The following is a 16435-nucleotide window of genomic DNA, read 5'->3' as shown; positions in this document are numbered from 1 at the left end:
CCGGTGGGGCCGGGGTGTGGGACGTAAAGCGAAGCAGTCCCACACCCCGGCCCCGCAGGACCGTCACCGCACCCGACAACAACCCCGCCCGCCGCTAGGGGCACCTCCCACGCCCTTCAGGCAGTGGGGGAGCCACGGCGAGAAACCCCCACGGCGGGACAGCCGACAACGTACGCGGCACCGCCAAGCGCAGCGGACGGGCGGATTACGGGAACCGTCAAGCCACCGATAGCCTCCTAATCCTCACGGGGGCACGAGGGCGCCTCTGCCCCGACCATCTTGCGAGGGGCGGAGAATGATCGAGGCAGTCGGCCTGACGAAGCGCTACGGCGCCAAGACGGCCGTGTACAACCTGTCGTTCCAGGTGCGGCCGGGCACGGTGACCGGCTTCCTGGGGCCCAACGGGTCCGGGAAGTCGACGACCATGCGGATGATTCTGGGGCTCGACGCACCGACGTCGGGTACCGCCACCATCGCCGGCCGCCCGTTCCGCAGCCTCCCCAACGCGCCGCGCCAGGTGGGCGCACTGCTCGACGCCAAGGCGGTGCACGGCGGCCGCAGTGCCCGCGCGCATCTGCTGTCGCTGGCGCAGCTGTCCGGCATCCCGGCCCGGCGGGTCGACGAGGTGCTGGGCGTGGTCGGTCTCCAGGACGTCGCCGGGCGACGGTCCAAGGGCTTCTCCCTGGGTATGGGCCAGCGGCTCGGCATCGCCGCGGCGCTGCTCGGCGATCCGCAGGTGCTGCTCTTCGACGAGCCGGTCAACGGCCTGGACCCGGAGGGCATCCTCTGGGTCAGGAACCTGATGAAGCAGCTCGCGTCCGAGGGGCGCACCGTCTTCGTCTCCTCGCACCTGATGAGCGAAATGGCGCTGACCGCCGAGCACTTGATCGTCATCGGTCGTGGGCAGCTGCTCGCGGACATGCCGGTCAAGGACTTCATCTCGGCCAACTCGGCCGATTTCGCCCGGGTACGGACGCCCGACTCCGAGCCGGAGCAGCGCGAGAAGCTGACCGCCGCGATCGGCGAGGCGGGCGGTCAGGTCACGCCGGAGCCGGACGGTGCGCTGCGGGTGACGGGGCTGCCGCTGCCGCGGATCAGTGACCTCGCGCACGAGGGCGACGTCCGGCTCTGGGAGCTGTCGCCGCACCAGGCGTCCCTGGAGGAGGCCTACATGCGGATGACGCAGGGAGCCGTGGACTACCGCTCGACCAGCGACCCGCGGGCCGGCCTGCAGGGGGCCCCGGCGGGGTACGCGCCGCCCGGGTACGGCGGGCCGGGGGTTCCCGGCCAGATGCCCAACCCGTACGCCCAGCAGGCGGCCGGCGCCGTTCCGGGGCCGGGGTATCCGCCGCCCGCGCCGGCTCAGGGCCACCCGTACGGGGCGCCCGCACCGCACGTGGCGCCCCACCCTTACGGGCAGCCGCCCGCCGCGCCGATGCCGCCCGCCGCCCCCGCCGACCAGCCCATGCCGCACACCGAGGACGCCCGATGACCAGCCCTCAGCAGCCGCAGCCCCAGCCTGAGCGCGCCCCGCAGGAAGCCGCCGCACAGCCGCCGGCGCCGCCCGCACCGCCGGCGCCGCCTGCCGCACAGTCCGCACTGCCCGCCGCACCGCCCGCACCGCCGGCGCCGGAGCAGCCCGCGCCCGCCAAGGAAGCGGGCACGATGATGCTGCAGGCCCAGCCCCAGCAGGCCCAGCCCCAGCCGCCCGCCCAAGCCCCCCAGGCCCCCCAGCCCCCTCAAGCCCCGCAGGCCGCGGCCCCGCAGCCGCAGACGCCGGCCAAGGAGGGCGGCACGATGATGCTCCAGGCGCAGCCGATGCCGGAGCCGCGGCCGCTCGCCGCACACGGGCCGGGCAAGGGCAAGGACGCCGGCACGATGATGCTGCAGTCCCAGCCCCAGCCCCAGCAGCCCCAGCAGCCGGCCCCCGCCCCGCAGGCCACGGCCCCGCAGCCGCAGCCGCAGCCGCAGCCGCCGGCCAACGAGGGCGGCACGATGATGCTCAAGGCGCAGCCGCCCGTACCGGCACCCGCGCCGCAGGCACCGCCCCAGACGCCTCCCCAGGGACAGGCCCCGGGACAGGCCCAGGCACAGCCGCCGGTCGCCCCGCCCGGCCCCATGGGCGCGGGCGGCTACGTCTCGTCCATCCCGGTGCGCCCGACGCATCTCGGCCATGCGCTGGCCTCGGAGTGGACGAAGATCCGTTCGGTGCGTTCGACGATGTGGACGCTCGGCGTGATGCTGCTGCTGATCGTCGGCATCGGTCTGCTCGCCACCCTCGCCGCGGGCTCGGAGCGCGAGATGGACCCGCTGCTCGCCGTCGGGTTCGTCGGCGTCCTGCTCGGCAGCCTGTGTGTGATCACCCTGGGCGTGCTGTCGATCTCCTCGGAGTACGGCACCGGCATGATCCGTACGACGCTGACCGCCTGCCCCAGCCGGGTGCGGGTGCTGACCGCGAAGGCGATCGTGTTCTTCGGGCTGGCGCTGGTGATCACCACGATCGCCACCTCGCTGGTCGCGCTGCTCGACTTCGGGATGCTCAACGGCCCGGCGCCGACCACCGACCAGTGGCTGCGCGCCACCCTGGGCGCGGGTCTGTACGTCGCGCTGCTCGGTCTGCTGGCGCTGGGCGTGGGCACGCTGCTGCGGCACTCCGCGGGCGCCATCAGCACCATGATGGGCGTGGTGCTGCTCCCGATGCTGCTGGCCCTGTTCCTGCAGGGCGAGAGCGTCAAGGAGCTCCAGAAGGCGCTGATCGAGTACTCCGTGCCCAGCGCGCTCGCGACGCTCTACGACATCCCGTTCCTGTCCAGCGGCCCGTCGGGCTGGACCCCGCTGTGGATCCTCGCCGGGGTGACCGCGGTGGTGCTGGGCGGCGCCTACGCCGCCATCGCCCAGCGCGACGTCTGAGGGCCGGCCGGTCCGGGCGAGGCCTCAGTAGCGAGGCGCATTACGGGACCGCTGGAGCCGTGCGCTCCGGCGGTCCCGTGCGTTCCAGCAGGCCCGGTGCCAGTGCCTGCGGTCGTCGACGCCTCCGTGCTGCGGCCAGGCGACGACGTGCGGGACGCCGGGCGGGATCTCCTGGTCGCAGCCGGGGCAGCGGTAGTGTTTGGCCGCGCCGCCGCCCCCGACCTGCCGTACGACCCAGTCCTCGCCGCGCCACTCCTCGGTCCGTTCCAGGCCGTAACGGTCGCCGCCCGTGCGGTCGATGGGCTTCGCACCGCCGCTTTGGCGGTTTCGACGCGGGGACACGGGCACACCTCATAAAGGGGAATGGGGTCACGGGCTGTCATCAGCGTACGCGGCACACGACGCCGTGCGTTCCCGGCGGCCGGTTTCTGTGATCATCGGGAAAGTGCCGGCGAGGCCGTGCCTTTGGCACGTGTCACGCGTTGTTGCCTGTAAGGGGGGAGCCGCGTCGGCTGCGAGGAGGCAGAGAGCGATGCGCGTGGGAGCTTTCATCCTGGCCGCTCAATTCCCCGGTCAGGGACAGGGGGAAGCACTGCACCGGGCGGTGCGTTCCGCCCTGGTCGCCGAGGAGGCCGGGCTCGATGCGGTCTGGCTGGCGGAACACCACTTCGTACCCTACGGCGTCTGCCCGAATGCGGTGACGCTGGCCGCGCTGCTGCTGGGCCGGACCCGCCGGATCGGCGTCGGGACGGCGGTGAGCGTGTTGCCGACCCAGCATCCGGTGGCGCTCGGCGAGTCCGCGGCGCTGCTGCACCTCACGTCCGAAGGGCGGTTCACCCTCGGCGTCGGCCGGGGCGGGCCGTGGGTGGATCTGGAGGTCTTCGGCTCCGGCCTCGCCGCGTACGACCACGGCTTCCCCGAGTCGCTCGATCTGCTGCTGCGCTGGCTGCGCGAGCCCCGGGTCGGTGCGCAGGGCGAGCGGTACGCCTTCCGCGAGGTGGCGGTGGTGCCGCGGCCGGACCAGGCGCTGATCGCTCCGGGCGAGCCGGGGGCCGGGCCGCCGGGCCCGCCGGTGGTGGTGGCCTGCACCTCCCCGTCGTCCGTGCGGATGGCCGCCGCGCGCGGGCTGCCCATGCTGCTGGGCATGCACTGCGGGGACGAGGAGAAGGCAGAGATGATCGCGATGTGGCGGGCGGCCGCGCGCGAGGCGGGACGGCACCCCGAGGAGATCGCCGCGGCCGAGCACGTCTCGGCGGGTGTGGTGCAGATCGCCGATTCCCGGGAGGCCGCGACCGAGACCCTGATGAAGGCGATGCCCGGGTGGCTGCGCCAGGGTCTGGGCGCGCATGTGACGGTCGACGGCCGCTATCGGGCGATGCGCGATCCGCTGGCGTACGCGGAGTTGCTGTGCGGGCTGCATCCGGTCGGCCCGCCGCGGTGGTGCGCGGACCGTCTGGCGGCGACGTCGGAGCGCACCGGCATCACCCGCTTCGCGCTGCTCGTCGAGGGCTCCGGCGATCTCGCGGCGACGGAGGAGAACGTCCGCCGGCTGGGCACGGAGGTCCTGACCCAACTGGGGTGAGCCGGGGGGCGACGGCGTGCGGTTGCCGTCGGTCGTGCGGTGTGCTGCCGCTGGCGCACCGTTCCGGGGCGCGCCCAACCCCGCGTACGCAGCGGCAGCAACTCCGTTCAGCAGTCGCGGAGTTCGGGCGACTGGTTGAGCAGCTGGCCCCGGACGGAGGTGAACCGGGCCAGCCGGTCGTCCACCGCCGGGTCGAGCGGGAAGACCGCCACCCGGTGGCAGTTCTGGAAGGCGAGCCGCACACCGAAGTGGCGCTCCAGCGCACCACGGATCGCGTCACTCGCCAGCGCGCGCAGCAGCTGACCGCGCGCCTGCTCGTCCGGCGGCGGCGTCTGGTTGTCGGCGAACTCTCCGCCGTCCACCTTCAGCTGGGCCACCAGGGAGCTGATCATCCCCCATGCGTAGGGGAGGGAGTTCCGGACGCAGTCGACAAAAGCGGCTTCGTCGACCTCGCCTCGCTCGGCCTGTTCGAGGAGGGCCGGTGAGACGTCGAGCGACATGAGGTTCTCCTCTCGCGGCCCCGCCGGGACGGGCGGGGCCTAGGGCTGGGACAAGGGGTTCCGCGACGGAGCGTGTTCGCCTCACGACCCCCCGCTTCAACGGTATGCCGCGCAAGAGGCCCGCACCAGGAGATTGCACATACAACCGGCCAATGGTGAGCGCCTGGGGTGCGGGGATTTCCCCCGTAAAGGCCCCTCCGTCCAGGGCGAATCGCGTAGCCGGGCCTCGGTCGAGTAGCGTGACGCACCATGCGTCTCGTCATTGCCCGCTGCTCCGTGGACTACGCGGGCCGGCTCACCGCCCACCTCCCCTCCGCACCGCGCCTCATCCTGGTGAAGGCGGACGGTTCGGTCTCCGTCCACGCGGACGACCGGGCCTACAAACCCCTCAACTGGATGTCCCCGCCCTGCACTCTCAAGGAGGGCGACGGGGACGTGTGGACGGTGGAGAACAAGGGCGGCGAGAAGCTCATCATCACCCTGGAGGAGGTCATGCACGACTCCTCGCACGAGCTGGGCGTCGACCCCGGGCTGATCAAGGACGGGGTGGAGGCGCACCTCCAGGAACTCCTCGCGGACCGGATCGAAACCCTCGGCGAGGGTTACTCGCTGATTCGGCGTGAATACCCCACTGCCATTGGCCCGGTGGATATCTTGTGCCGGGACGCCGATGGGCAGACCGTCGCCGTCGAGATCAAACGGCGCGGTGAGATCGACGGGGTCGAGCAGCTGACCCGCTACCTCGAACTCCTCAACCGCGACCCGCACCTGGCGCCGGTGAAGGGCGTCTTCGCAGCGCAGGAGATCAAGCCGCAGGCCCGGGTACTGGCCACCGACCGCGGCATCGGCTGCGTGGTGCTGGACTACGACGCCCTGCGCGGCATCGAGGACGACAAGCTCCGGCTGTTCTGACCCGTCCCGGCGACACACCCGCATACGGCACACGGCGCGACGGCCCGGTCCTCTCGGTACCGGGCCGTCGCGCCGTGCGTACGGGGCGTCAGGCGGCCGGGGCGCTCTGCGTGCCGGCGGACGAGGTCGTGCCGTCCGTGGTCGTGCTGCCGTCCGTGCCCGCCGGGCTGCTGCCCGAGGGTGCGGAGGCGGAGGCGGCGCTGCTCTGGGAGGGCTTCTCGGTCGTGGGGTCGGTCGTCGTCGGGGTGGGGTCGGTCGGTTCGGTGCTCGGGTCGGTGGGCGTCGGGTCGGTCGGCTCGCTCGTCGGCGGGTGCGTGGTGCGGGTCGGCCGGCCGGTGGGCGTGGTGGGCCGCGACGTCGGGGTGGTGGGGTCGGCGGTCGGGTCGGCCGAGCCGGTGCCGGGGTCGGTGGGCTCGCCGGTGGTGGCGGCGCCGCTGGTGGACGGGGACGGGCTGCCGGTGCGGCCGGGGTGGCCGGGCCGGGTGCCGTGGCCGGTGGGCGGCAGGCCGGTGCCGCTGGGGTCCGCGGCGGGCAGGTCGGGGCTGCTGCCGTCGTCGGTGGACTGCTCGGTGCTGACCTTGTTGTCGGGTCCGTCCTCGCCGCCGGAGGTCATGCCGAGGGTGATGACGGTGCCGAAGACGGCCACCAGCAGGGCGCCGGCGCCGGCCGCGACGAGGTTGCGGCGCGCGCCGAGCAGTGCCTTGACGCCCTTGCCGCCGCCGGTGCCCGCGGTGGCCGGGAGGGCCGTCGTGGCGGCCGTCGAGGAGACGTTGCGGGAGATCACGGTCGCCGAGGTCGCGTCGGCGGCGGCCGGCACCCGCAGCTTGGCGGTCGAGACCGCGTCGGGCGAGGCGGGCCCGGTGGACTGCTTGCCGCCGGGGGTGGCCGGCGGGAGTTGCGGGACGGCCGTGGTGGCCGCGGAGGCGGCCCGGGCCCGGTCGGTGACCAGCGCCAGTGCGCGCCGTCCGGCCACCGCGCCGTTGCGGTCGGAGAGCACGCCGCGCAGCCCGATGGACGCCTCCAGTTCGGCGCGGGCCCGGTCGAGGCTGCCGGTGCACAGCGCGAGGACGCCCAGCTCGTGGTGGAAGTACGCCTCTTCGGCGACCTCGCCGGCCAGCCGGGCGGCCTCCTGGCCGTGCCGCAGGGCGCGTTCCCAGGCGCTCCAGTGCAGCGCGGCGGCGAAGGCGGGGGCGGCGGTACGGGCGAGCAGCACGGCCGCGCTGGCGTGTCCGCTCTCCCGGCTGCCGGTCAGCACGGCCATCGCGGCCAGCGCGGCGTCGGACTCGGCGGCGGCCCGTTCGGGGGTGACCGAGGGGTGGCCGGCCCACCAGGCGTAGTGCTGGGCGGCGGTGTGCGCCCGGGCTGTGGCGCCGTCGGCGTAGCCGGCCGCGGTGAGCTGGTCCTGGACGGTGGCGGCGAGCCGGTAGTGGCTGCCGACCGGGGTGATCAGTCCGCAGGCGAGCAGCTCACTGAGGGCGGCGTCGGCGTGGGTGTCCTCGGTGAGGGCCGGCAGGTGCGCCTGGTGCGGCAGTTCGCCGCCGAGCGCGACGGCGAACCGCAGGGTTTCCCGGGCGGCGGCGCTCAGCCCTTCGGCGAGCAGCGGGGCGGGGGCTGCGGCCTCGCCGAGGGAGGGCAGCGGGGTCTCGGCGGCGTCCTCGGTGCCGTCGGCCGACTCGGTCCCGTCGCCGTCCTTCGCGTCGGCGCTGCCCTGGCTGCCGTCCGTTCCGGGCTGCTCGGCCGGGAAGAGGCCGTAGCCGTCGTCGAGGGCGCCGGGGCGGTTGCGGTGCCGGTCGCGCTGCCGGAGCAGGGCGGCGGCCTGGACGAACCGCAGCGGCAGGCCCTCGGACTCGAACCACAGGTCGGCGGCCCAGGCCTCCTCGTCGTCGGTGAGCGGCCGGTCCACGGCGCGCTCCAGCATCCGTACGCAGCCGGCCCGGCCGATGCCGCCGAGGAAGACCTCTTCGAGGTGCGAACCGGCGCTGGGCGCGGCGACGTCCGGGGTCGCGGCGATCAGGAAGGCGCACTCGGGGGTGGCGTCGAGCAGTTCGTCGAGGGCGGCGCCGCCGAATTCGAGGTCGTCCAGGACGACGATGGCGCCGATCTCGGCGACCAGGCGCAGCAGCTCGGGCCGGTCCGGGCGGTGCTGCGGGGCGCGGTGGACGGCGGCGAACAGGGCGTACAGCAGGTCGGTGGCGGTGCGGTGGTAGCCGGAGAGCCGGACCACGCCGTCGGGGGCGAGGTCGGCGCAGGCGGTGGCGACGGCGTCCAGCAGGCGGGTGCGGCCGGAGCCGGCCGGTCCGGTGAGGCGTACCGAGCGGCCGCGGGAGAGCAGCCGGACCAGGCGCTCGACGTCCTCGGTGCGCTCTTCGAGCGGGGTCCCGTGGCCGGCGGATCCGGGCGGTCCCGGGGGTACCGGGGGTGCGGCGGCGCGGGCGGCCTCGGCGCGTTCCTCGGTGCTGAGCTTGACGGGTTCGGCGGGGCGTTCGCCGGGCGGGCAGGGCTCTATCTCGCTGCCGTCGAGGGGGTTGACGGTGACGAGGTAGTTGCCCGAGACGAGCCGGACGACGCGGACCGGTCCGCCGGGGCCGCGCTGCGCGCCGCCGAACGCGGGGGCCGGCGGATCGGCAGGGGTGCCCTGCTCGCCGTATTCCTCATCAGGTCCCCGGTGAGTGTTCGGGTCCATGCTGCAAGCTCCCACGTGTACCGTGCCGAATGCGCTCCGGCCGTCCGCGCGTGTCTGCCGCGGTAGGTGGTCCCCCGCCGTCGCGTCCGGTCCGGTGTCCGCCGCGGATGATGGCATACGGGCGGGAACCGAACCTTAGACCCGGAGCGCGGGGGGTTGCACCGGCGGGGGCGGGCACTGCCCGAAAGCTCCCTGTTCAACCGTTACGACGCCGTCTGCGCGCGCCCCTTCCGGGAGCGCGCGCAGGACGTGCAAGGGGCGCGCAGGGCTTCGGGGAGCGCGCCGTCCCCCGTCCCTTCGGCGCGCTTCCTCCCCGTGCCTTCTCGTGCCCGGACCCTCACACCCGGGGAAGCGTTTCCGCTTCGATGCCGCCCTCGATGGCGAGGATGCGGTGGAGCCGGGTGGCGACCAGCAGGCGCTGCATCTGGGGCGGCACCCCGCGCAGGACCAGCCGTCGGTTGACGCGGCCGGCCCGGCGGTGTGCGCCCATGATCACACCGAGGCCGGTGGCGTCCCAGGAATCCAGCGCGGTGAGGTCCAGCACCAGGTCACCCCGACCGGAGTCGACGGCCGTGTGCAGCGCCGTCCGGGCGTCCGCCGCGCTGCGGACGTCGAGGCGGCCCTCGACGACCAGCTCGGCGTGGTCGCCCCTGATGTGCATATGAGCTCCCCTGTGTCATGGGTTCATGCATGGACGTCTACAGATCTGACTGCCTCTCATGCGGCGAAGTTGCCGCCTGTAAGCGAACCGATACCGAATTCACCCCATGGGGTGACCCCATCAGGCCCAAAGACCTGACGCGGCATCAGTGCTCGTAGAAGCCTTGCCCACTCTTGCGTCCGATATCGCCCGCGTCGACCATGCGTCGCATGATCTCCGGCGGCGCGAACTTCTCGTCCTGGGACTCGGTGTAGATGTTGTCGGTGGCGTGCAGCAGGATGTCGATGCCCGTCAGGTCGGCGGTGGCCAGCGGGCCCATCGCGTGCCCGAAGCCCAGCTTGCAGGCGGTGTCGATGTCCTCGGCGCTGGCCACGCCGGACTCGTAGAGCTTGGCGGCCTCGACGACCAGTGCCGAGATCAGCCGGGTGGTGACGAAGCCGGCCACGTCACGGTTGACGACGACGCAGGTCTTGCCGACGGACTCGGCGAACTCCCGGGCGGTGGCGAGGGTTTCGTCGCTGGTCTTGTAGCCGCGGACCAGTTCGCAGAGCTGCATCATCGGCACCGGCGAGAAGAAGTGCGTGCCGACGACCCGCTCGGGGCGGGAGGTGGCCGCGGCGATCTTGGTGATCGGGATGGCGGAGGTGTTGGAGGCCAGCACCGCCTCTTCCTTGACGAGCTTGTCCAGCGCCTGGAAGATCTCGCGCTTGACGTCGATCCGCTCGAAGACCGCCTCGACCACGATGTCCGCGTCGGCGGCGGCCTCCAGGTCGGTCGTGGTGGTGATGCGGGCCAGCGCCTGCTCGGCGTCGGTCGCGGCCAGCTTCCCCTTGGCGACGAACTTCTCGTACGAGGCCTCGATGCCCCCCTTGCCGCGGGCCAGGGCCTCGTCCGTCACATCGCGGAGGACCACGTCCCAGCCGGCCTGGGCGGACACCTGCGCGATACCGGACCCCATCAGTCCGGCGCCGATGACGGCGAGCTTCTTTGCCACTGCTGTCCCCTCACACCCTGTGCATTTGAAAGTCTGTCGGTCTTCGGGTGACGTTAGCGGTCGTTGGCGATCCTTTGGTGGGTAAGAGATGCGCGTCACTCCGACCCGCCACCCGGCCGCCTCCCGCTCAACGAGGTCCTGCGGACCGCGGCGTTCGACTCGCATGACGGACATCACACCGGCGGTCGGCGCCCTGAGAGGCCGGGTCGCTCAGCCGGCCCCCCGCACCCCGTAGTTGAGGACCCGCTCGCTCAGCAGCTCTTCCATCTCGTCCAGCAGGACCAGCGCCTCGCGCGAGACCACCGCCGGCTTGCGGCCGGCGAGCATCTCCTGGGTGATGGCCGTCATCAACGTCTGGTGCACCCAGTGGATCTGGCCGGCCATCAGGGCGGGCATCGGGTCGTCGTCCGCCGCGCCGGTCTCCTCCCGGAGGGTGGCCTCCAGGTCCTCGTACTGCTCGCGCTGCAGGTGCCACAGGCGGGCCTGGAGGGAGGACGAGCCGTGGATGACCTTCATGAAGCGCTCATAGCCCTCCATGAGCCCCACCTTGGGCGAAACGCTCTCCACCTCTTCGCGCAGCTCCCGCAGGACGGCGAGGGCCGCGGACTCCCCCGCGCGCCGGCCGCGCACGAACCGCGACAGCCGGTCGACGACCTCCTTGCCGCGGTCGAAGAAGAGGTCCTCCTTCGCCGGGAAGTAGTTGTACACGGTGTTGACGGAGACGTCGGCGGCCTCGGCGATCTCCGCGATGGTCACCGCGTCGAAGCCGCGCTCCAGGAAGAGACCGGTCGCCATGTCCGAGATGTACTGGCGGGTCTGCCGCTTCTTCCGCTCCCTGAGTCCCTCTGCCATGCCGCCAGCCTACCCATGACTGGTCTCACTGAAATATTGGGGACGTTGCAATTTTTCATGCTCTCTGTTTTTCTTGCGGCATGCCCGTACTCAGCGCGTCCGGACTCGCCCGGACCTTCTCCACCAAACGCGGCCCCGTCGAGGCCGTCCGCGGTATCGACCTCACCGCCGAGCGCGGCGAGATCCTCGGCTTCCTCGGCCCCAACGGCGCCGGCAAGACCACCACCCTGCGGATGCTCACCACCCTCCTCGCCCCCACCGGCGGCACCGCGACCGTCGCCGGCTGCGATCTGGCCCGCGACCCGGCCGGGGTGCGCCGCGCCTCCGGATACGTCGCCCAGTCCGGCGGCGTCGACCCGAACGTCTCGGTCCGCGAGGAACTCGTCACCCAGGCCCGCCTCTACCGCCTGAGCAAGGCCGAAGCCCGGGCCCGCGCCGAGGAGTTGGCCGCCGACCTGGGCCTGACCGACCTGCTGGACCGGAAGACCGCGACCCTCTCCGGCGGCCAGCGGCGCCGCCTGGACATCGCCATGGGACTGACCCACCGCCCCGAGGTCCTCTTCCTCGACGAGCCGACCACCGGCCTCGACCCGGGCAGCCGCGCCGACCTCTGGGACCTGGTCCGCCGGATCCGCGCCGAGCACGGCACGACCGTGTTCCTGACCACCCACTACCTCGACGAGGCCGATGCGCTCGCCGACCGGCTGGTGATCATCGACAAGGGAGTGGTGGTCGCCGACGACACCCCGGACGCCCTCAAGCGCGCCCACGGCGGCTCCCCCGACGCGTCCCTCCAGGACACCTTCCTCGCCATCACGGGCCGCAGTCCCGCCTCCCGCGACACCACTCCCCTCGCCGTCTAGGAGCCCACCCGCCATGTCATCCCTGCTGTCCGACACCGCGCTGGTCTTCGGCCGCTACGCCCGGCAGACCCTGCGCTCGAAGCTCCAGATGCTCTTCGGCGTGCTGATGCCGCTGCTGTACCTGCTCTTCTTCGGCCCCCTGCTGACCGGGCTGCCGCTGTCCTCGTCCGGCAGCTCCTGGCAGGTGCTGGTGCCCGGCCTGCTGCTCCAACTCGCCCTGTTCGGCTCCTCGTTCAGCGGATTCGCGATCATCATCGAGAAGCAGCACGGCGTCGTGGAGCGGATGCGGGTGACCGCGGTGAACCGGTCGGCGCTGCTGCTGGGGCGGGTCCTGCGGGACGCCGCGCTGTTCGTCTTCCAGGCCGTGCTGCTGGTGCTGGCGGCGCTGGTGATGGGCCTGCGGGCGCCGTTGCCCGGCATACTCCTCGGCTTCGCGTTCGTCGCCGTCCTGACCGTGGCCCTGGCCTCGTTGTCGTACGCGCTGGCGCTGAAGGTGAACGCGCCGCAGGAATTCGGGCCGGTGATCAACTCGGTCACCATGCCCTCGATGCTGCTGTCGGGGCTGATGCTGCCGATGACGCTGGCGCCGGCCTGGCTGGACGTCCTCTCGCACGTCATGCCGTTCCGCTACCTCGTGGACGCGGTACGGGCGGCGTTCGTCGGCGACTACGCGTCCTCGACGGTCCTGTACGGCGCGCTGGTGGCACTCGCCTTCACCGCGCTCTCCCTGGCGCTCGGCACCCGCGCCTTCCGGAGGACCGCGGCGTAGTCTCGCCCGTATGGTGAATCTGACGCGCATCTACACCCGCACCGGCGACAAGGGCACCACCGCCCTGGGCGACATGAGCCGTACCGCCAAGACCGATTCGCGGATCGCGGCGTACGCCGACGCCAATGAGGCGAATGCGGTGATCGGTACCGCCATCGCCCTGGGACAGCTCGACGCCGAGGTCGTCAAGGTCCTCACCCGCGTGCAGAACGACCTGTTCGACGTGGGTGCGGACCTGTCGACACCGGTGGCCGAGAACCCCGAATTCCCCCCGCTGCGCGTCGAGCAGAGCTACATCGACAAGCTGGAGGCCGACTGCGACCGCTTCCTGGCCGACCTCGACAAGCTGCGCAGCTTCATCCTCCCGGGCGGCACCCCCGGCGCGGCCCTGCTGCACCAGGCCTGCACGGTCGTCCGCCGCGCCGAACGCTCGACCTGGGCCGCCTTCGAGGAACACGGCGACACCATGAACCCCCTCACCGCCACCTACCTCAACCGCCTCTCCGACCTCCTCTTCATCCTGGCCCGCACGGCCAACAAGGAGATCGGCGACGTCCTGTGGGTCCCGGGCGGCGAACGCTGACCAGCGGGCGACGGCAGACCGGCGGACCTTGCCGACCACGCGAGCGGCAGACCGGCAGACGTTGCCGACCACGCGGGCGGCAGGCCGGGAGACCGGCAGACGCTGACAACCACGGGGCAGCGGGGCCACGGAACCGGCGCTGCTGGGCCCGGAACGGCGGCGGGTCCCGGTCGGGGCCCGGGGCGGTGGTGCCCCTCAGCGGAGGGTTTTGTGCTGAGGGGTGGGCGCCGCTTCGGACGTGGTGGGGGCGGGTGCGGCGTCCCTCGGGGCCTTCTTGGGCCAGATGAGGTAGGTCAGGGCGATCACGCCGTGGATCATCAGGATGCGCAGCGAGGTGCCCTGCCAGCCGCGCAGCGACGCGGTGTCGCCGTCGGTGCCGACGTACCAGATCGCCAGCTGGAGCAGTCCGATCGCGACGGCCACCCACACCACCGTGCGCAGCCAGAGCATCCCCTCGTGCTTCGCGCGCTCCATGCCGTAGCGCTTCGGGGGCCGCGGGCCGCCCGCGAAGCGGTGGGCGAAGTGTCCGTCGACCCACTTGATCGTGTAATGGCCGTAGGCGACCGTGTAGCCGATGTAGAGCGCGGCCAGCCCGTGTTTCCAGTCGGCGGAGGCGCCGTTCTTCAGGTCGATCGCCGTGACGATCAGCAGCACCAGCTCCAGCAGCGGTTCCATCAGGAGCACCGCGGCCCCGGTGCGCGGCATCCGCGCCAGGTAGCGCAGGGCCAGGCCCCCCGCCAGCAGCACCCAGAAGCCGACTTCGCAGGCGATGATCAGCGTGACGACCACGGCCGCCTCCTCTCAGGAAATCTTCCACCGAATACCCCCAGCCTCCCAGCAGCCGCCGCCCGAAACGTCGTTACCTGCGACGATCCCGGACTGCATCTTTCGATGTAGCGCGCGAACCGCGGGGATGACCGCGACGTGGAGGCAGCAGGCGCCGCCGCCGTGTTTGATGGAGGGGTGACCGCCAGCTCTCCCGCCGCCATCGGCCGGCCGCACCGACTCGATGTGCTCATCGCGGGCGGCGGGCTGCTCGGCGGACTGCTGCTGTGGGCGATGGACCTGCACGGCGGACCGGCCCGGCTGGGACTGCCGCCCTCGCTCACCCTGCTCGCGCTCACCGCGATGTCGGGCGCGGTGCTGCTGCGCCGGACCGCCCCGATGACGGCCCTGGGCATCGCGGTGCCCGCCCTGGCGCTGGACATCTGCGCCGGCACGCTCGTCGCCACCGTCCTGATGTTCACCGACGTCGTCTACGCGGCGGTGCTCTACGGCCCGGCCTCCGCGGCCCGCCGGATCCCGCTGCACTCGGTGCTGGTCACGGTCGTGGCGGCCGTCGCACTGACCGCGGCGTGGCAGAACCCCCAGGTCGTGATGGTCGCCATCGGCATCGCGGTGATCACCATCGCACCGGCCTGGACCGGCCTGATCATCCGTAACCACCGCGACGCCGCCGAGTCCGCCCGGCTGCGGGCCGAACAGACCGCGCTGCTGGCCGAGATGGACCGGACGCAGGCGGTGGCCGGCGAACGCGCGCGGATGGCCCGGGAACTCCACGACATGGTCGCCAACCACCTGTCCGCGATCGCGATCCACGCCACCGCCGCCCAGTCCATCGACGACCCGTCGGCGACCCGCGAGGCACTCGGCGTCATCCGGGAGAACAGCGTGCAGGGTCTGTCCGAAATGCGCCGGCTGATCGGCCTGTTACGTGACCCGAAGGCCTCCGCCGAGTACGCCGACGAGCCGGCCGCGACCCCCACCCTCGACGGGCTGGACGCGCTGATCGCCCAGGCCCGGACGAACGGCGCGAGCAGCGGGCTGAACTTCGTCCTGGACGACGCCCGCCACCCGGACGGCACCGGGGCCGGCCCGCGCACCGCCGCCCCGGTCGAGCTGGCCGTGTACCGCATCGTCCAGGAGTCCCTGACCAACGCGCTCAAGCACGCCGCGCCCGGCGAGGTCCGGGTGCGGATCGCCCACGACCGCGGCGGGGCGCTCACCGTCACCGTCCGCAGCCCGTTCGCCGACCGGCCCGGGCCCCGCGCCCCGGGGTCGGGCACCGGTCTGGTCGGGATGCGCGAGCGGACCGCCCTGCTGGGCGGGGCATTCGAGGCCGGCCCGGAGAGCGGGCCGGCCGGCAGAGTCTGGCTGGTGCGGGCAGCGCTGCCCGCGGCCGAGGAGGAAGAGCAACGATGACAGGCGCCGACGCGCAGCCGATCCGGGTTCTCGTCGCCGAGGACCAGTCCGCCGTACGGGCCGGGCTGGTCCTCATCCTGCGCTCCGCCCCCGACATCGATGTCGTCGGGGAGGCGGAGGACGGCGAGGAGGCGGTCCGGCTGGCCCGGGAACTGCGCCCCGACCTCGTCCTGATGGACATTCAGATGCCGCGGCTGGACGGGGTCTCCGCCACCCGCCGGGTGGTCGCCGAGAAGCTGGCGGACGTCCTGGTGCTGACCACCTTCGACCTGGACGAGTACGTCTTCGGGGCGCTGCGGGCGGGCGCCGCCGGCTTCCTGCTCAAGGACAGCGACGCGGGCGCGCTGCTGACCGCGGTGCGCACGGTGGCGTCCGGCGAGGGCCTGATCGCCCCGGCGGTCACCCGCCGGCTGATCGCGGAATTCGCCAGTCCCCGTACGGCGGCGCGGGCGGCACGCGACGCGGACGCCCCCGATCCGTCGGTCCTGGACGCCCTGACGCCGCGCGAACGCGAGGTCCTGGGCTGCCTGGGCCGCGGCCTCTCCAACGCCGACATCGCCTTACGCCTGGCAATGGCAGAGGCCACCGTCAAGACCCATGTCAGCCGCCTCCTGGCCAAACTCGACCTCCGCAGCCGGGTCCAAGCGGCAGTCCTGGCCCAGGAGTTGAGGGTCGACGGACCGTAGCGAACGCCGCCTTCGGCCGCCACACACGCCTTCCCGCGCCTTCCCCACGCCTGCCCCCGTCGTGGGGAATACCCTCCCCCACCCTCGCGTTGTGGCCCCGCAGGGGGCCCGCGCGCCCCTTAAGGGATCTGTTCGCCACCCCCTAATACTGCAACCGCATGTGGTGTGACTGTGTGGGGTGGGGCTCGTTGGTGTGACTGTGTGAGAAGTCGCTGACGGTTGAGCAGATCGAGTCGTG

The 16435-nt window shown here is 72.7% G+C and carries 16 protein-coding genes; 9 read left to right on the top strand and 7 right to left on the bottom strand.

What is annotated here, in order from left to right:
- Positions 1–295: 295 nt before the first annotated feature.
- Together AB0G35_RS36535 and AB0G35_RS36530 are read left to right on the top strand one after the other, a co-directional pair.
- Positions 296–1492, top strand: a complete 1197-nt coding sequence (locus AB0G35_RS36535; protein WP_360958886.1) for an ATP-binding cassette domain-containing protein — start codon at positions 296–298, stop codon at positions 1490–1492.
- A 626-nt stretch (positions 1493–2118) separates the two neighbouring features.
- The gene (locus tag AB0G35_RS36530) at positions 2119–2910 is read left to right on the top strand and encodes an ABC transporter permease (RefSeq protein WP_360958889.1); all 792 of its coding nucleotides are present in this window, start codon (positions 2119–2121) and stop codon (positions 2908–2910) included.
- 24 nt (positions 2911–2934) lie between these two features.
- Here the strand turns inward: AB0G35_RS36530 and AB0G35_RS36525 are convergent, their stop codons facing one another.
- A complete protein-coding gene (locus AB0G35_RS36525) occupies positions 2935–3252 on the bottom strand; it encodes an ATP/GTP-binding protein (protein WP_360958883.1) in 318 nt (105 codons plus the stop codon).
- Positions 3253–3442: 190 nt separating this feature from the next.
- Between AB0G35_RS36525 and AB0G35_RS36520 the strand changes: the two genes are divergently transcribed.
- A complete protein-coding gene (locus AB0G35_RS36520; protein ID WP_360958880.1) occupies positions 3443–4492 on the top strand; it encodes an LLM class flavin-dependent oxidoreductase in 1050 nt (349 codons plus the stop codon).
- A 107-nt stretch (positions 4493–4599) separates the two neighbouring features.
- Here AB0G35_RS36520 and AB0G35_RS36515 read toward each other — a convergent pair whose 3' ends face one another.
- Positions 4600–4992 (bottom strand): SCO5389 family protein, encoded by a 393-nt coding sequence (locus tag AB0G35_RS36515; protein WP_360958878.1) that lies wholly within the window; start codon positions 4990–4992, stop codon positions 4600–4602.
- A gap of 249 nt (positions 4993–5241) precedes the next feature.
- Between AB0G35_RS36515 and nucS the strand changes: the two genes are divergently transcribed.
- Positions 5242–5904 carry an endonuclease NucS gene (gene nucS, locus AB0G35_RS36510; RefSeq protein ID WP_360958876.1) on the top strand — a complete coding sequence of 221 codons (663 nt, stop codon included), beginning with the start codon at positions 5242–5244 and terminating at the stop codon, positions 5902–5904.
- Positions 5905–5992: 88 nt separating this feature from the next.
- Here nucS and AB0G35_RS36505 read toward each other — a convergent pair whose 3' ends face one another.
- From AB0G35_RS36505 to AB0G35_RS36490, 4 genes are all read right to left on the bottom strand, one after another.
- A complete protein-coding gene (locus AB0G35_RS36505) occupies positions 5993–8587 on the bottom strand; it encodes an ATP-binding protein (protein ID WP_360958873.1) in 2595 nt (864 codons plus the stop codon).
- Positions 8588–8924: 337 nt separating this feature from the next.
- Entirely contained in the window at positions 8925–9248 is a 324-nt protein-coding gene (locus AB0G35_RS36500; protein ID WP_360958870.1) for an STAS domain-containing protein, read from the bottom strand.
- A 145-nt stretch (positions 9249–9393) separates the two neighbouring features.
- Positions 9394–10242 carry a 3-hydroxyacyl-CoA dehydrogenase family protein gene (locus AB0G35_RS36495; RefSeq protein ID WP_360958867.1) on the bottom strand — a complete coding sequence of 283 codons (849 nt, stop codon included), beginning with the start codon at positions 10240–10242 and terminating at the stop codon, positions 9394–9396.
- Positions 10243–10452: 210 nt separating this feature from the next.
- The gene (locus AB0G35_RS36490) at positions 10453–11094 is read right to left on the bottom strand and encodes a TetR family transcriptional regulator (protein ID WP_360958864.1); all 642 of its coding nucleotides are present in this window, start codon (positions 11092–11094) and stop codon (positions 10453–10455) included.
- A gap of 80 nt (positions 11095–11174) precedes the next feature.
- On the opposite strand from AB0G35_RS36490, the gene AB0G35_RS36485 reads away from it, so the two are divergent.
- From AB0G35_RS36485 to AB0G35_RS36475, 3 genes are read left to right on the top strand one after another with little or no spacing between them, the layout of a single operon-like run.
- Positions 11175–11957, top strand: a complete 783-nt coding sequence (locus AB0G35_RS36485) for an ATP-binding cassette domain-containing protein (protein ID WP_360958861.1) — start codon at positions 11175–11177, stop codon at positions 11955–11957.
- A gap of 13 nt (positions 11958–11970) precedes the next feature.
- Complete coding sequence (locus AB0G35_RS36480; RefSeq protein WP_360958859.1) at positions 11971–12726, top strand: ABC transporter permease; 756 nt, start codon at positions 11971–11973, stop codon at positions 12724–12726.
- Positions 12727–12736: 10 nt separating this feature from the next.
- On the top strand, positions 12737–13309 hold the full coding sequence (locus tag AB0G35_RS36475; RefSeq protein WP_360958857.1) for a cob(I)yrinic acid a,c-diamide adenosyltransferase: 573 nt from the start codon (positions 12737–12739) through the stop codon (positions 13307–13309).
- A gap of 195 nt (positions 13310–13504) precedes the next feature.
- Here AB0G35_RS36475 and AB0G35_RS36470 read toward each other — a convergent pair whose 3' ends face one another.
- Positions 13505–14098 (bottom strand): hypothetical protein, encoded by a 594-nt coding sequence (locus AB0G35_RS36470; RefSeq protein ID WP_360958855.1) that lies wholly within the window; start codon positions 14096–14098, stop codon positions 13505–13507.
- Positions 14099–14272: 174 nt separating this feature from the next.
- Between AB0G35_RS36470 and AB0G35_RS36465 the strand changes: the two genes are divergently transcribed.
- Both AB0G35_RS36465 and AB0G35_RS36460 read left to right on the top strand, forming a co-directional pair.
- Complete coding sequence (locus AB0G35_RS36465) at positions 14273–15511, top strand: histidine kinase (protein ID WP_360958852.1); 1239 nt, start codon at positions 14273–14275, stop codon at positions 15509–15511.
- Positions 15508–16197, top strand: coding sequence for a response regulator transcription factor (locus AB0G35_RS36460; RefSeq protein ID WP_360958849.1), 690 nt, complete (start codon positions 15508–15510; stop codon positions 16195–16197). The genes AB0G35_RS36465 and AB0G35_RS36460 overlap by 4 nt, the downstream gene beginning before the upstream one ends.
- Positions 16198–16435 lie beyond the last annotated feature (238 nt).

The organism is Streptomyces sp. NPDC021749, assembly GCF_040640655.1.
Classification (GTDB): Bacteria; Actinomycetota; Actinomycetes; order Streptomycetales; family Streptomycetaceae; genus Streptomyces.
This window is presented reverse-complemented; position numbering and strand designations above follow the sequence as displayed.

Bases quoted from the DNA above. Each gene is read 5' to 3' on its own strand.
- AB0G35_RS36535 (WP_360958886.1), top strand. From the start codon at position 296: ATGATCGAGGCAGTCGGCCTGACGAAGCGCTACGGCGCCAAGACGGCC.
- AB0G35_RS36500 (WP_360958870.1), bottom strand. From the start codon at position 9,248: ATGCACATCAGGGGCGACCACGCCGAGCTGGTCGTCGAGGGCCGCCTC.
- AB0G35_RS36520 (WP_360958880.1), top strand. From the start codon at position 3,443: ATGCGCGTGGGAGCTTTCATCCTGGCCGCTCAATTCCCCGGTCAGGGA.
- AB0G35_RS36460 (WP_360958849.1), top strand. From the start codon at position 15,508: ATGACAGGCGCCGACGCGCAGCCGATCCGGGTTCTCGTCGCCGAGGAC.
- AB0G35_RS36490 (WP_360958864.1), bottom strand. From the start codon at position 11,094: ATGGCAGAGGGACTCAGGGAGCGGAAGAAGCGGCAGACCCGCCAGTAC.
- AB0G35_RS36530 (WP_360958889.1), top strand. From the start codon at position 2,119: ATGGGCGCGGGCGGCTACGTCTCGTCCATCCCGGTGCGCCCGACGCAT.
- AB0G35_RS36480 (WP_360958859.1), top strand. From the start codon at position 11,971: ATGTCATCCCTGCTGTCCGACACCGCGCTGGTCTTCGGCCGCTACGCC.
- AB0G35_RS36475 (WP_360958857.1), top strand. From the start codon at position 12,737: ATGGTGAATCTGACGCGCATCTACACCCGCACCGGCGACAAGGGCACC.
- AB0G35_RS36505 (WP_360958873.1), bottom strand. From the start codon at position 8,587: ATGGACCCGAACACTCACCGGGGACCTGATGAGGAATACGGCGAGCAG.
- nucS (WP_360958876.1), top strand. From the start codon at position 5,242: ATGCGTCTCGTCATTGCCCGCTGCTCCGTGGACTACGCGGGCCGGCTC.
- AB0G35_RS36515 (WP_360958878.1), bottom strand. From the start codon at position 4,992: ATGTCGCTCGACGTCTCACCGGCCCTCCTCGAACAGGCCGAGCGAGGC.
- AB0G35_RS36485 (WP_360958861.1), top strand. From the start codon at position 11,175: ATGCCCGTACTCAGCGCGTCCGGACTCGCCCGGACCTTCTCCACCAAA.